Genomic DNA, 13,631 nt, shown 5'->3' with positions numbered 1-13,631 from the left:
TATTAAACCTTCTGGGTTTCGGCTTACTCTGCGGCCTCCGCCACTGGCAGGACCGAAATGAAGGTGCGGTTTTTGAGTCCCTTGTGGAACTTCACGGCGCCATCGGTGGTTGCAAAGATTGTGTGGTCTTTGCCCATGCCTACGCCCTCGCCCGGCCAGAACTTGGTGCCGCGCTGACGTACGATGATGTTGCCTGCGATGGCCGCTTGGCCACCATACAGTTTCACGCCAAGGCGGCGACCAGCTGAGTCGCGACCGTTACGGGAGGAACCGCCAGCTTTTTTATGTGCCATTCTCTCTCTCCTTAGCCTTGAGCCAGCTCTTTGGCTTGCTCAACCCATTCGGGCTTCACTTTGATGGTGTCGATAGCAGCAATCTGCTCGTCCGACAAGGCGGCCAGAGCGGCAAAGCTTTCGATACCGGCTTCGACCAGCTTCTTGGCAGCGGCAGGGCCAACACCGTTCAGCTTGGTCAGATCGTCAGCGGCAGCAGCGGCGGGTGCCTCTGCTTTGGCTTCTGCTTTCTTGGCAGGCTTTGCAGCAGGTGCCGCTTCGCCGGCCGGAGCAGACCCGGTTGCAGCCTTGATGCCCGACTTGTCAGCGCCCGACGACAGGATGTCGGTGATCTTGACCAGAGTCAGCTTCTGACGGTGGCCAACGGTACGCTTCGAGCTGTGCTTACGACGGCGCTTGACGAATTTGATGACCTTGTCACCTTTGATCTGTTCGATCACTTCGGCCTGTACGCCTGCGCCTTCAACGAAAGGTGCACCAACAACCGGAGCGTCGCCGCCCAGCATCAGAACATCGTTGAATTGAACTTTTTCACCTGCGTCGGCAGCCAGTTTTTCAACGCGGAGCACGTCGCCCGCCTGAACCTTGTACTGCTTGCCGCCAGTCTTGAGGACCGCAAACATGCGTCTTTCCTTTTCTAACCCGCGTTCTGTGGTCCCCTAACGGGCGTTTTTGGCTTGAAAGCCACCTCGAACAGCGCGCCCTGTTTGGGCTGTGTGGAAGACCCCGTGAGGTATCATAGGGTCATATAATAACGACACCCGGCGCGGAGAACCGGCCGGGATGCGCGCTTATCCACATAATGAAAGGCAAAGTCAACACCCAAGACCGGTCAGAGATCAGAGGATTGCCAAACCTGCGCCACCGCCGCCCCCAGACGGTAGGAAATCCCATCAAACATCTCGTCAAACCCTTTGAAAAGGGCCGCGTTCAAGGCCTGCCCGGTCTCGGTTCGAGAAAACGCAATATTCTCGCGCATCTCGACCTCATCCAGCGGTTGATAGGCCAGAAGCAGAAAGGAATACAACCACGTCGTCGTCTCTTCCATCACAGTGTCTTTCTGCGCCAGCAACCCATCCAGAACCTCTTCGTATTCGGCCAGACTGTCCCCGTAGAGCCCCAGGAAAAAATTGTAATCCGCACTCAGCGAGCCTTGGACGTTCTGGTCAATCAGGTCGTTCGCGCGGATGTATTCCTCGACCAGTTCGAACCGGGGCGAGTCAGGTTCGGTGCCCTCATAGGCCTCATTCGCCATCTCTTCGATTGCCTCATCGGCAAAGGCTTTGCGGGCCGAGTTCTCCAGCGTCACGATCGTCTGCCCCAGATCGCTTTCGAAGAAAACGATTGCCTGGTCCATCTGCTCTTTCGTCATGCCTTCGGCGAAAGCTTCGGTCAGACGGGATTTCATCCAGGAGTGGTTATAGATCTCTTGAACCTGATCGTGAAACAGAGGGCCTCCGTCACCGTCCAACAGGCTCTCTTCGAGTTCCTGCTGATGGACCATGCCCTCGTCGATCAGAATGCCTACAACCTGATCCAGCTTCATGGCATGCGCCAGCCGATTGGCCCGTTCATTCGCGACAGCTGGCAGTGCGCAGAGAATCGTCACTACTAAGGCAAGTGCCAGACGCATCAGATATCCTGAGCCGGATGAAGGTCTGCCATGCGGACAGCCAGAACCTCAAACCGCATGGCCATGATCTCATACTGGATCGCATTCAGAAGCTCATAAACCTCTTGCATCAGAGGCTGTTCAAGCGCCTCGGCATAGGCCTCGACCTCTTCGTCCGAGAAATCCTGATAGGTATAAGCTGCCCCTGCCAGCGCAGAAAGCTGCAGCGCTTGACGCATCCCGGCCTCGTTTTGCCGCAGCATCAACCGCAGCTCATCCGCTTCCAATTGCAGATCAATCACGCCAGACGCGCTGGCCGCCAAAAGAAACCGCAATTGGATCTCCTGCAAAGCACGCAACGAAGTCCCGCTGGCATCAATCGCATTGTTCATCCGCTTGAGCTGCTCCACACGGGGCGAACCATCCTGCACGAGAACAGCCACGATTTCCTGCCCCTCCTGCTGCTTGGCCTCTTCATCCTCATTCAGATGCGCGGCGTTTTCGACCTCGACCAGCCTTTGCCCCAGATCCGAGGCATAAAACTCGACCGCATGGGCCAGCGCCTCATCGCTCAGCGTCTCTTCGAGAATCGAAACAGCGGTTTCATGCATGAGCTCGGTATCGAACACCTCTTCGGTCAGACGGGTCCAGTCGGATCCGAAGCCATCGGGATCAATGCCCAGCATTTCAGGGGCGGAGCCAGACGCTAGCGCGATACTCTCCAGCGCCACATCAAACCCGGTGGTATTGAGGAAGGCTTCGATCCGGTCGCGATTGGCCGCAGCCGAAGAAACAGGGACCAAAACAAGCGCGACAAGCAGCGCGAGCAATGGGACAACAGAACACTCAACTCGATTTTTCATGACTATCAGCCTAGGTGTTTTGTTGCGGCAGGCAATGGAAAATCCAAGGAATGTGATTTCTGGGAATTTTCTGCTTGCACCCCTGAGCGTTCCTCACTAAATCCCCCCCTCACAGACCCCCGCGGAGAGGTGCCGGAGTGGTCGAACGGGGCGGTCTCGAAAACCGTTGTGGGTGCAAGCCCACCCAGGGTTCGAATCCCTGTCTCTCCGCCATAATTTCCAATTGGCTTCTTTGCTCTCTCAGACCGACAGGTAGTTCAGGATACGCAAAGAGAGGGGCTGGCCAAGACCCCCTCATCCAGCCCCCCTCACACCGCCCCTCACATTCAACCACAAAGTGAGAGATCAGTGCCCATTTTGGCCCAATAGGCCTATTCAAACAAAAGACGTTACTCGTTAATTTGGGATCCGAACCCGATCGCGATCCACAAAATGTCTTACATACCCTGTCTGACTGCAGTATCAGTCATTTTGGGGTCAAAGGCAGTGAAGTCCTTCACATAAGACCAAAAATTCGACCGAGCAGTAAAGTGCGAGCATCGTCGTAGGTTTCGCTCAGCACAGCTATCTTGTGCATGGCCTACCGGGCTTGGCGCTTAATGTGTTATCGTCGAAGTTCAATGCAAAGCGCAAAGCGGTGGGCGCTTTGTCGCCGGATCAAGCCGCCCAATCAGCATAGCTTGGCCCAAACCCGTATTCTGCTGAGAAATCACAAGAATTCCCCTTTGAGTCGTCCTAGATTTGGATCATCCCAGCGGCACAAATTTCCAAAGGAGACACATAATGTCGCGTACTCTTCTTATTATCATCGTCCTCGTCGGCCTTGGCGCGGGCGGGTATTTTTATCTCAACCAACCCGAACCGACGCCGGCCGAAAGACTTGAAGCCGCAGCCGAGGATGCAGGCGATGCGGTCAGCGAAGCGGCCTCGGCCGTGCAAGAGGCCGCAAGCGAAGCACTGGAATCGGCCACGGAACAAGCCAGCGAAGCGGCGTCATCTCTGACTGATCAGGCCTCTGAGGCCGCGTCATCTGTTGCGGATCAGGCCACTGACGCCGCCAATTCAATCGCGGATCAGGCCTCCGAGGCGGCAGATCAAGCCGGTGATCAAGTTGCCTCGCTGGCGGATCAGGGTCAGGAACTGTTCAACTCATGGGTTCAAGAAGGCATGCTGACCGCTCAGAACTTCGACTATGACGCCATGGTCGCCTCGGTCCAGAACAGCGAGATGGCACAGGGTGTCAAAGATCAGGTGATCAAGATCCTCGATGAGATCAAGGCCTCGCCCGAGGCGGTTCTTACCAAGCTTCAGGACCTGCAAAAAGCGATGAGCCAATAAGGGTCAGGCCGTCCACGGACGGCCTTTTCCACATGCCGTGACGTTAGATCGCGGCAGAATTGACGCGGCGCGGGGCTTTTGTTTGGCTTGACCCAACAAGAACCCCGCGCCGCTTTTCTTTGCCATAAGGCTGAAGCCTGATCCGGCGACCCCGGCGCAACTCAAGGACTGACCAATGACCGATTTACCCTCCACCATGCGCGCCGTTGTCCTGAAACATGACGGCTATTCCGGCACCATGACAGGCCCCACGATCACAGACGCGTCTGAGTGGCTGGCCGACGCCGAATTGCCCGTCCCGACCCCCGGCCCCGGACAGGTTCTGATCCGTCTGCGCACCGCCTCGGTCAATCCGTCAGACATTCACTTCATCAAAGGCGAATACGGCCAACCCCGTGTCAAAGGTGCCGCTGCGGGCTTTGAAGGGTGCGGAGATGTTGTGGCAACGGGAAAAGGAGCGGAAGGCTTACAAGGCCTACGCGTCGCCTTTGTTGCTGCCGGATCAGGGGCTTGGGCCGAATATGTCGTGACCCAGATGCAAATGTGCATCCCTCTGCGCCCCGACATCTCGGACGATGACGGGGCTGCGCAGATCGTCAATCCGCTCACCGCGATGGCCATGGTCGATATGGCCAAGGAAGTCGGAGATGCGTTTATTGTTTCAGCCGCCACCAGCCAGTTGGGTAAGCTGATGTGCAGCCTTGGGCGGGATTTGGGTTTGAAGCCCATCGCCATGGTGCGGCGCGCCGAGACTGTTCCGATGCTGAAAGAGTTTGGGGCTGCGGAAGTTCTTGTCACAACGGACCCTGACGTTGCGCACCAATTTGCCGAGCTGAGCGCCAAGCTGAAGCCCCGCGTCTTTCTCGACGCCGTCATGGACCCTCTGTCCGAGCATATATTCTGCGCCATGCCCAATCGCGCGCGCTGGATTTGCTATGGCAAACTCGGCAGCGACGCCCCGACCCTGACCCAAACCGGGCAACTGATCTTTATGGGCAAACGGATCGAGGGGTTCTGGCTGACAAACTGGATGATGACCACCCCTCCGGCCGACCAGATGCGCGTTGTGACCGAGGTTCAGGCGCGTTTCGCCGACGGGCGCTGGAAAACGGACGTATCCGAGCATCTGAAGCTAGGCTCTCTGATCTCCAACCTAGCGGACGCTTTGAAAACGAGCGACGGGAAGGTAATGATCACGCCCTAAACGTATGAAAAAAAGGGCCCGCGATTGCGAGCCCTTTTGAACTTCGTTGTTCGCAGCGATTAACGCTTCGAGAACTGGAACGAACGACGCGCTTTGCGCTTACCGTATTTCTTACGTTCCACAACGCGGCTGTCGCGGGTCAGGAAGCCAGCAGCTTTCAGAGCGCCACGCAGCGACGGATCGTACAGCTGCAGCGCTTTCGAGATGCCGTGCTTGACCGCACCGGCTTGACCGGTCAGGCCACCGCCTTTGACGGTTGCAACAACGTCGAACTCACCTTCAACACCAGCAACCTGGAAAGGCTGGCGCAGGATCAGCTGCAGAACGGGACGTGCAAAGTACTTGTCCTGGTCTTTGCCGTTCACAGTGACCTTGCCGGAACCCGGCTTGATCCAAACGCGGGCAACAGCGTCTTTACGCTTGCCGGTGGCGTAGGAGCGGCCCAGCTCGTCGCGTACGGGTTCACGTACGATGACTTCTTCGGCCACGGTTTCAACGCCTGCGACGGCGCTCAGCTCTTCGAGAGTATTGATCTGATCAGCCATCGGTCATTAGCTCCGGGTGTTTTTCTTGTTCATGGACTTAACGTCCAGAACTTCGGGGGCCTGGGCTTCATGCGGGTGCTCGGCACCGGCATATACGCGCAGGTTGGTCATTTGCTGACGCGCCAGACGGTTGCCCGGCAGCATGCGCTTGACGGCCTGAACGACAACGCGCTCAGGATGTGCACCTTCCAGGATCTGCTGTTTGGTGCGCGACTTGATGCCGCCCGGGTGGCCAGTGTGCCAGTAGAAGTTCTCTTCGCGCTTCTTGCCGGTCATCTGGATTTTGTCAGCGTTGATCACGATGACGTTGTCGCCCATGTCCATGTTCGGGGTGAACGACGCTTTGTGCTTGCCACGCAGGCGCATGGCGACGATCGAGGCAAGACGGCCCAGAACAACGCCCTCGGCGTCGATCAGGATCCATTTCTTGTCGATGTCTGCAGGTGTTGCAGAAAAGGTTTTCATGGCAGGATAGTCCTGTTTGATGTGAAAGACCGCCCCAAGACAGAGCGGTCCGAATTCGATGGAGGGGGTTTAGACCTGCTTAGAATGCACGTCAACACACGCAATCAAGTTTTTATATAGCTTTTTCAAATACTTATAAAATAGGTATTATTTTACCCCACCTAAACGCTGATTTGTTCAGGCGGATTGTCCAGCAAAGCCCGCAGGCGGAGCATCGCATCCTCGAACCTCTGCAGGGATACATGTCCGTTCATCGCAATGCGCACCGCATTCGGGGCGCGCCCGTCCCGTAGCGCAAACTCATCCGCAGATCGCAGTTGTATTCCTTCTCGTTCGGCCGCGCGACTGAACGCAGCTGCCCGCCAACCCGACGGCAAATGCAGCCAAACAAACGGCACATCTGGCGCCCAGTTCAGTTCGAACCCGCCTAAGGCATTCACGGTCACTCGCACATACTCTCCCATCCGCGAGCGTACATCCCGCGCTATTTGGTGCGTGCGAGGGTCAGAGAGCAGCAGCCGAGTCAGTTCGGCCAGCGGCTGCGCCAGGCCAAAATACCCGTATTCGGCTGAGCGGCGCAGATCTACGCTCCGGTCTCTGGGCGCAATAGCGAAGCCGACGCGCAAGGACGGTGTCAGCACTTTCGAGATCGAAGATACGTGCCACCCTCGCTCAGGGGCCAACGCGCGGAAACTTGGTTCCTTCGCGTCTCCCATCCGGTAGCAGTCGTCCTCGACAATTTGCACATCGTATTTCCGTGCAATTTCCACGATTTCCTTGCGCCGCTCCAAAGGGGTGTGCAGCCCGGTCGGGTTCTGAACCTCGGGCGAGACACAGACCGCCTGCGCTGGCGTCTGGCGCAAGACATGCTCCATCGCTGCCGGGTCAATGCCCCATTTGTCCATTCGGATGCCAACCACATCGGCCCGCATCAACTCTGCCGCGCGACGGAACCCGGCATAGGAGAGGTCTTCGACCATAACGATCGGTTTGGGGCCCTGCAGAATGGTCTGGAATACAAGGCAAAGGCCGTTCTGACCTCCATGTGTCAGTACAATGTCGTCGTCGCTCAACTTGCCAAGCGGCAAGTCCGACAACCATTCAACAACCGCCTGACGCATAGGTCTATACGCATCGCGTGTCGGATAATTCATGAACAAAGCCGGATCCGACTGCGCGACTTTCTGTAGACACTCGCGGATCAGAGACACCTGCCCCATATCCGCGAGCCTCGGGCTGAACAGGCTGACGTGATTGGCATTCTGAGCCTCAGCCAGATGAAGCTGCCGAGACCAGACATCGTCCAAAATCGGAGATTTCGGAGGGGCGACAAATGTACCACGTCCGACCTCAGCTTGTAGCAAGCCCTCTTCGGTCAGAATCGTATAGGCCCGCGCGACGGTTCCCGGAGTGATCTGGAGTCGATACGCGAGTTCGCGCACAGGGGGCAGTTTGGCCCCGATATCTAACGTCTTAGTTTCAATCGCTTTTCGTATTGTATCAGCCACCAGGGTGTATTTGGGCCCTTTGGATTTTGGCAGCGTCTCCGGCCAAATTGTATCCATTACAATTCTTCCTTTGCATTTGACACAACTGCGAATGTATCAAGCTTATGTACCGAACATTACTACTTTGTGTCAATACAATTTGAAAGGAATACTGAGATGACACGCACAATGCACACTCCCGCCCTTACACTGCTGAACGCCAGCCCCCGGCTGCCGCTGATCGCTGTGCTGGCCGTGCAGTTTGCGGCGGCGGTCACTCAATGGGAACGCCGTCGTCGCAGTCGCGTCAATCTGGGAAAGCTGGATGACAGGTTGCTCAAGGACGTAGGCCTGACCCGTCTGCAAGCCGGTCGCGAAATCAAGCGCTATTTCTGGCAGCTTTAACCCATCCCCAGTCCCAAATTCATTTGGGACCTCTTCCCTGGCCGGGGTTCGCCCCGGCCCTTTTTATCCGAATTTTGCAGCCAAAGACCCGGCCGGCGGGATGGAATAGGTCATACTGGCCCGCGCCACGGGCTGATCTGCCCCGACCGAGTAAATCAATACATCGCCAACGGCCAGAGTGCGCCCCAGTTTCAGAAGGCGACATTCCGCGATCAGATCTTTGCCACCTTCGGGTTTGCGCAAAAAGTCCAGAGAGCTGTTGGTCGTCACCGCCAAGGACTGACGCCCCTTGCGCGCCAACACCATGGCATAGACGCAAACATCTGCCAGACCGAACATCGACGGGCCTGAGACCGTACCGCCGGGGCGTAAATGACGGTCCTCGACCACGAGGCGCATGGTGATCGTCTCCTCGGTCAGGTCCTCAACCACGAAATCGCGATGAACCTGCGGGAATACCTCTTTAAGGTACTGCGACAGCTCGTCTTTGCTTAACGCCAATCCCATGCTTCCCCTCCTTCACTTCTCACCCTAGAGTTGGCCCAACAGCCAGCGGGAGAGCAAGATGGCAATTTTGGAACGTAACGACACAGGTGCCATCGCGCGGCTGCACATGAACACGCCCGAAAGGCTGAACGCGCTGAGCGACGAGATGCTGGCCGCCTTGCAGTCCGAGTTCGACACGCTGCGCGATGACCGCTCGATCCGTGCAGTTATACTGTCGGGCGAAGGCAAGGCCTTCTGCGCCGGGCATGATCTGAAACAGATGACAGCCGGACGTCAGTCTGAGGATGGCGGCAAGGCCTATTTCCAGGACCTCTTTAACCGTTGTGCGCAGATGATGATGTCGATTCAGTCCCTGCCCCAACCCGTTATTGCGCAGGTCCACGGCATTGCCACGGCCGCCGGTTGTCAATTGGTCGCGACCTGCGATCTGGCCGTCGCAGCCGAGGGCACGCGCTTTGGCGTGAACGGAGTGAATATCGGCCTGTTCTGCTCAACTCCCATGGTCGCGCTCAGCCGCAACATCCCCAAAAAGCAGGCATTTGAGATGCTGACCACCGGAGGATTCCTCTCAGCCGAACGCGCGCAAGAGCTGGGGTTGATCAATCGGGTTGTTCCTGAAACTCAACTCAACGACCAAGCCCTCGCCTTGGCCGAACAAATCGCAGACAAGCTGGGCGTCGCCGTCAAAATCGGAAAAGAGGCCTTCTATCAACAGCTTCAAATGCCGCTGGATCAAGCCTATGCCTATACCGGAGAGGTAATGGTGCAGAATATGCTGCATCGCGATACTGAAGAAGGCATTTCTGCGTTTATCGAAAAACGCCCGCCGAATTGGTCTCAATAAGGCTATTATTCCGAACATTTTTCACCACTGTTATCATTTTTGCACTTTTCAAAAGGGCAACACTGTGGCAATGCTGGGTCGAGGCTAAGGCTTCAGCTACACTTTTGGGTCGCCGTGGGCGGAAGGTCCCTCCAAGCTGGTTTCTCTCACTGGCGTTGACATTCCCGCAGCGGCGACCCCAAGACCCCCCCTAAAATCTGAAGCATTTGACGGTTGCTCAGTTGCGCCTGCTTGGGCTCTGCCCTATGTGGCAGCGCATGACACAAGCATTGCATATCGTGGGCGGCGGCATGGCCGGGTCCGAGGCCGCATGGCAGGCGGCGGAAATGGGCGTGGATGTTGTGATCCACGAAATGCGCCCCACCGTGGGCACCTTTGCGCACCAGACCGGCAATCTGGCCGAGATGGTATGCTCCAACTCGTTCCGCTCGGATGATGATGAACAAAACGCCGTGGGCCTGTTGCATTGGGAAATGCGCGCTGCGAACGGCTTGATCATGACGACCGCAGATGACCACCGCTTGCCCGCAGGCGGGGCGCTGGCCGTCGACCGCGACCCGTTTGCCGAGGCGGTCACGGCCAAACTGCGCGCGCATTCCCGGATCACGGTGACGGATGAAGAGGTTACCTCTCTGCCCGACGACGGGCAGTGGATCTTTGCCACCGGCCCTCTGACCTCGGCCAAGCTGGGTGAAGCCATCCAAGCCGAAACCGGTTCAGACGCGCTGGCCTTCTTTGATGCCATCGCGCCGATTGTCTATGCCGAGAGCATCGACATGAGTAAAGCCTGGATGCAGTCCCGCTATGACAAAGGCGAGACCGAGGAAGAGCGTACCGCCTATTTGAACTGCCCCATGGACCGCGATCAGTACGAGGCCTTCATTGACGCCCTTCTGGCCGCTGATAAAACCGAGTTCCACGAGGGCGAGACCGCAGGCTACTTCGATGGCTGCTTGCCGATTGAGGTGATGTCTGAACGGGGCCGTGAAACTCTGCGCCACGGGCCAATGAAACCCGTCGGTCTGACCAACCCCCATCAGCCAGACGTGAAACCTCATGCCGTTGTGCAGCTGCGCCGCGACAACGCTCTTGGCACGCTGTTCAACATCGTGGGTTTCCAAACCAAGATGAAATACGGCGCCCAGACCGAGGTGTTCCGCATGATCCCCGGCCTGGAGAACGCAAGTTTCGCACGCCTTGGCGGGATACACCGCAATACGTTCATCAACTCTCCGACTTTGCTGGACGCGCAGATGCGTTTGAAATCAAAGCCCAATATCCGGTTCGCCGGTCAGATCACCGGTGTAGAAGGCTATGTCGAAAGCGCGGCCATGGGGCTTCTGGCAGGTCGACTGGCAGCCGCTGAAATTCTGGGCCGCACCCTGCCCAAGGTACCGCAGGACAGCGCCATGGGTGCCTTGATCCATCACATCACTGGCGGCGCAGAGGCCAAGACGTTTCAACCCATGAACGTCAATTTCGGCCTGTTCCGCCCTGTAGATGGCCTGAAAGGTGGCCGCCGGGGACGCAAAGACCGCTACAAGGCCTACACCGACCGCGCCAAGGCTGAATGGACGGAGTGGCTCGCGCAAAGCTGACTGGACGATAGCGGACCCAGCGGCTTAACATGCGGTTATGAGTGACAAGTTTTTCAAGGACACATACGGATCGAAATCTCCGCAGGACACCCAAGCGCACTACCAGAAATGGGCCGCAACCTATGAGGATTCTGTCGCAGAACAGGGTTATGCCACGCCGGGTCGGGTTGCCAAAGCGCTGTGGTCCAAGAGGCCCGAGGCACAAACACCCATTCTCGACTATGGCTGTGGAACGGGGTTGTCTGGTGTTGCGCTGCGCTCAGTCGGGTTTGAACTGATCGACGGAATGGACCCCACGCCCAATATGCTTGAGGAGGCCAAAGCGAAGAACGTCTATCGATCGCTGATCGGCTTTGACATCTCTGATCCCGAACCCATTGAACACGGCGCTTACTCGACCATTTCAGCCATCGGAGTGATCGGTGCCGGAGCAGCACCACCTGAAACTCTGGACCTCCTCATGCACGCGCTACCCAAGGATGGCCTGTTGGCATTTTCTTATAACGATCATGCACTTGCGGACTACTCTTATACCTCACGCCTGAACGACTGGCTGGACATGGGGGCCGCGCGCCTGCTGTTTAAGGAATACGGGCCTCATCTGCCCGGAATGAACATGAAATCTGACGTGTACATCCTCGAAAAGACGTGACTTTTACGACTCGCTTCGCGCCTTCCCCTACAGGTCCCTTGCATCTTGGACACGCCTATTCGGCGATGCTGGCCAGTGACAAGGCTGCCTCCGAAGGCGGCACATTCCTGCTGCGGATCGAGGATATCGACCAATCCCGCGCGCGACCGAAGTGGGAGGATCAGATCTATGCGGATCTCGAATGGCTGGGCCTCAGCTGGCCAACACCCGTTTTGAGGCAATCTGAGCGCATCCAAATCTATGAACAGGCCCTCGATACCCTGTGGTCGAAAGGTCTATTGTACCCCTGCACCTGCAATCGCAAGGATATCGCGGCGGCGGCCAGTGCCCCGCAGGAAGGGGCACCTCTGCACGGGCCGGATGGCATCATCTATCCCGGTACCTGTCGGCACAAAGCCAGCCGAAACAGCAAAGAACGACCTAAAGACACGCCCCTCAGGCTTGATATGGCTATGGCGGCACAATCCGTTCTGTCACATGGGAGCGGCAGTTTTCTCGAGCTAGGCACTGGACCAAATGGGGAAACTGGTCGCATTTCCTTCAACAAAACCGAATTGGAAACAACGATCGGTGATGTTGTCCTGTCCCGCCGAGGTATGGGCACCTCCTACCACCTGTCCGTCGTCCTCGACGATGCGGCGCAGGGTGTGACCCATGTCATTCGCGGTCAGGACCTGTTTGAGGCAACACGAATTCACGTCCTCCTGCAGGCTCTGCTGGGCCTTCCCACGCCCAAATACCTGCATCACGGCTTGATCCGCGACCCGAATGGTAAACGCCTCGCTAAACGAGACGACGCTCGTGCCATCGCAAAATACAGGACCGAAGGTGCAACCCCTCAGGATATCCGTGCCATGGTCGGCCTCTGACCCCGCTTCATCTTTTCAAAAATACTCTCGCCGAAGGCAAGGACGCTTGCGTCCTTCATTCCATCGGTTTCATCAACTCGACTTCTTCGCCATCGCGCACAGCCGTGTAGAAGCAGGACCGGCGATTGGTGTGACATGCCGCGCCGGTCTGACGAATCACGACCAAAATGCAATCCTGGTCGCAATCAAAGCGGAAATCGACCAGCTCCTGAATATGCCCGGACGTCTCGCCCTTGATCCAGAACGTCTGGCGCGAGCGCGACCAATAAGTGACGCGCCGCGTTTCTAACGTGCGCTCAACCGCTTGCTGGTTCATCCAGGCCATCATCAATACTTCGCCCGAGGCGTGATCCTGGGCAATGGCGGGGATCAACCCGGCTTCGTTATATTTCAGATCGGACGGATCGAACGTGACAGTGTCAGACATGACAAAAACCTTTTGCATCCCGAAGGCTGACCACTATGTATGGGGAACACGGAACGAGGGAAAGCCATGAGCGGCGAGAACGACCTGATAAAGCTGTATTCCGGGCGCATTCTGGCGCTGGCGGCTGACATCCCGCATCTGGACCGGCTGGATCAGCCCGATGCGACAGTCAAGAAACGCTCGCCGCTTTGCGGATCGACCGTAACCGTCGACGTGACGATGAAAGACGGTCGCGTTGTCGAATTCGGACAGGACGTCAAAGCCTGCGCCCTCGGTCAGGCCGCTGCTTCAGTGGTTGGCGATGCGGTGATTGGTGCAACGCGGGCACAAGTTGAAACCGCCCGAGATCAGCTGAAGACCATGCTAAAAAAGGACGGCCCTTCCCCGGATGCCCCGTTTGACGGGCTTGAAGTTCTGATCCCCGCCCGCGAATACAAAAACCGCCATGCCTCAATCATGCTGGCGCTTGAGGCAACAGCTGAGGCGATGGAACAAGCCGAACAGTCGAACTGCGCCTAAGCT

General features: G+C 57.3%; 16 protein-coding genes, 1 tRNA gene and 1 pseudogene. 9 read left to right on the top strand and 9 right to left on the bottom strand.

The genetic code is table 11. The annotated features are described in order from the left end of the window. Nucleotides 1-23 precede the first annotated feature (23 nt). From rpmA to ACR0AI_RS02530, 4 genes are all read right to left on the bottom strand, one after another. Nucleotides 24-293 carry a 50S ribosomal protein L27 gene (gene rpmA, locus ACR0AI_RS02545; protein ID WP_039535512.1) on the bottom strand — a complete coding sequence of 90 codons (270 nt, stop codon included), beginning with the start codon at nt 291-293 and terminating at the stop codon, nt 24-26. Nucleotides 294-304: 11 nt separating this feature from the next. Then, a complete protein-coding gene (locus tag ACR0AI_RS02540) occupies nt 305-916 on the bottom strand; it encodes a 50S ribosomal protein L21 (RefSeq protein WP_170373741.1) in 612 nt (203 codons plus the stop codon). A gap of 209 nt (nt 917-1,125) precedes the next feature. Further along, the gene (locus tag ACR0AI_RS02535) at nt 1,126-1,926 is read right to left on the bottom strand and encodes a DUF2059 domain-containing protein (protein WP_170676064.1); all 801 of its coding nucleotides are present in this window, start codon (nt 1,924-1,926) and stop codon (nt 1,126-1,128) included. Further along, nucleotides 1,926-2,768 carry a DUF2059 domain-containing protein gene (locus tag ACR0AI_RS02530; RefSeq protein ID WP_170676065.1) on the bottom strand — a complete coding sequence of 281 codons (843 nt, stop codon included), beginning with the start codon at nt 2,766-2,768 and terminating at the stop codon, nt 1,926-1,928. Before ACR0AI_RS02530 ends, ACR0AI_RS02535 begins: the two co-directional genes overlap by 1 nt. Nucleotides 2,769-2,891: 123 nt before the next feature. On the opposite strand from ACR0AI_RS02530, the gene ACR0AI_RS02525 reads away from it, so the two are divergent. From ACR0AI_RS02525 to ACR0AI_RS02515, 3 genes are all read left to right on the top strand, one after another. Beyond that, a tRNA-Ser gene (locus tag ACR0AI_RS02525) sits at nt 2,892-2,981 on the top strand. A gap of 570 nt (nt 2,982-3,551) precedes the next feature. Further along, nucleotides 3,552-4,106, top strand: coding sequence for a hypothetical protein (locus ACR0AI_RS02520; protein WP_480670918.1), 555 nt, complete (start codon nt 3,552-3,554; stop codon nt 4,104-4,106). A gap of 175 nt (nt 4,107-4,281) precedes the next feature. Further along, entirely contained in the window at nt 4,282-5,310 is a 1,029-nt protein-coding gene (locus ACR0AI_RS02515) for an alcohol dehydrogenase catalytic domain-containing protein (protein WP_480670920.1), read from the top strand. Nucleotides 5,311-5,369: 59 nt separating this feature from the next. Here the strand turns inward: ACR0AI_RS02515 and rpsI are convergent, their stop codons facing one another. The 3 genes from rpsI to ACR0AI_RS02500 all read right to left on the bottom strand — a co-directional run bounded on the left by rpsI (nt 5,370) and on the right by ACR0AI_RS02500 (nt 7,885). Continuing rightward, nucleotides 5,370-5,855, bottom strand: a complete 486-nt coding sequence (rpsI, locus tag ACR0AI_RS02510; protein WP_039535473.1) for a 30S ribosomal protein S9 — start codon at nt 5,853-5,855, stop codon at nt 5,370-5,372. 6 nt (nt 5,856-5,861) lie between these two features. Beyond that, entirely contained in the window at nt 5,862-6,320 is a 459-nt protein-coding gene (rplM, locus tag ACR0AI_RS02505; protein ID WP_170373746.1) for a 50S ribosomal protein L13, read from the bottom strand. 161 nt (nt 6,321-6,481) lie between these two features. After that, nucleotides 6,482-7,885, bottom strand: coding sequence for an aminotransferase-like domain-containing protein (locus ACR0AI_RS02500; RefSeq protein WP_480670922.1), 1,404 nt, complete (start codon nt 7,883-7,885; stop codon nt 6,482-6,484). A gap of 99 nt (nt 7,886-7,984) precedes the next feature. Here ACR0AI_RS02500 and ACR0AI_RS02495 point away from each other — a divergent pair, with 99 nt between their 5' ends. Continuing rightward, nucleotides 7,985-8,212: a DUF1127 domain-containing protein gene (locus tag ACR0AI_RS02495; protein ID WP_480670924.1), complete on the top strand. Its 228-nt coding sequence runs from the start codon at nt 7,985-7,987 to the stop codon at nt 8,210-8,212. A gap of 63 nt (nt 8,213-8,275) precedes the next feature. On the opposite strand, the gene ACR0AI_RS02490 is transcribed toward ACR0AI_RS02495, so the two are convergent. Further along, nucleotides 8,276-8,719: a PaaI family thioesterase gene (locus tag ACR0AI_RS02490; RefSeq protein WP_475215944.1), complete on the bottom strand. Its 444-nt coding sequence runs from the start codon at nt 8,717-8,719 to the stop codon at nt 8,276-8,278. 49 nt (nt 8,720-8,768) lie between these two features. On the opposite strand from ACR0AI_RS02490, the pseudogene ACR0AI_RS02485 reads away from it, so the two are divergent. From ACR0AI_RS02485 to gluQRS, 4 genes and pseudogenes are all read left to right on the top strand, one after another. Further along, nucleotides 8,769-9,563 (top strand): annotated as a pseudogene (locus ACR0AI_RS02485) (enoyl-CoA hydratase); the annotation flags it as partial. Between the two features lie 257 nt (nt 9,564-9,820). After that, on the top strand, nt 9,821-11,161 hold the full coding sequence (trmFO, locus tag ACR0AI_RS02480) for a methylenetetrahydrofolate--tRNA-(uracil(54)-C(5))-methyltransferase (FADH(2)-oxidizing) TrmFO (protein WP_480670926.1): 1,341 nt from the start codon (nt 9,821-9,823) through the stop codon (nt 11,159-11,161). Nucleotides 11,162-11,198: 37 nt separating this feature from the next. After that, complete coding sequence (locus tag ACR0AI_RS02475; RefSeq protein ID WP_480670928.1) at nt 11,199-11,813, top strand: class I SAM-dependent DNA methyltransferase; 615 nt, start codon at nt 11,199-11,201, stop codon at nt 11,811-11,813. Further along, the gene (gluQRS, locus tag ACR0AI_RS02470) at nt 11,810-12,682 is read left to right on the top strand and encodes a tRNA glutamyl-Q(34) synthetase GluQRS (RefSeq protein ID WP_480670930.1); all 873 of its coding nucleotides are present in this window, start codon (nt 11,810-11,812) and stop codon (nt 12,680-12,682) included. The genes ACR0AI_RS02475 and gluQRS overlap by 4 nt, the downstream gene beginning before the upstream one ends. A gap of 55 nt (nt 12,683-12,737) precedes the next feature. Here the strand turns inward: gluQRS and hisI are convergent, their stop codons facing one another. Further along, the gene (hisI, locus tag ACR0AI_RS02465; RefSeq protein WP_480670932.1) at nt 12,738-13,127 is read right to left on the bottom strand and encodes a phosphoribosyl-AMP cyclohydrolase; all 390 of its coding nucleotides are present in this window, start codon (nt 13,125-13,127) and stop codon (nt 12,738-12,740) included. A 48-nt stretch (nt 13,128-13,175) separates the two neighbouring features. Between hisI and ACR0AI_RS02460 the strand changes: the two genes are divergently transcribed. Further along, complete coding sequence (locus tag ACR0AI_RS02460; protein ID WP_480670934.1) at nt 13,176-13,628, top strand: iron-sulfur cluster assembly scaffold protein; 453 nt, start codon at nt 13,176-13,178, stop codon at nt 13,626-13,628. Nucleotides 13,629-13,631 lie beyond the last annotated feature (3 nt).

The organism is Ruegeria sp. BG3, assembly GCF_056538485.1.
Note: the sequence above shows the minus strand (reverse complement) of the source record. Positions and strands in the feature narration are given on the sequence as shown.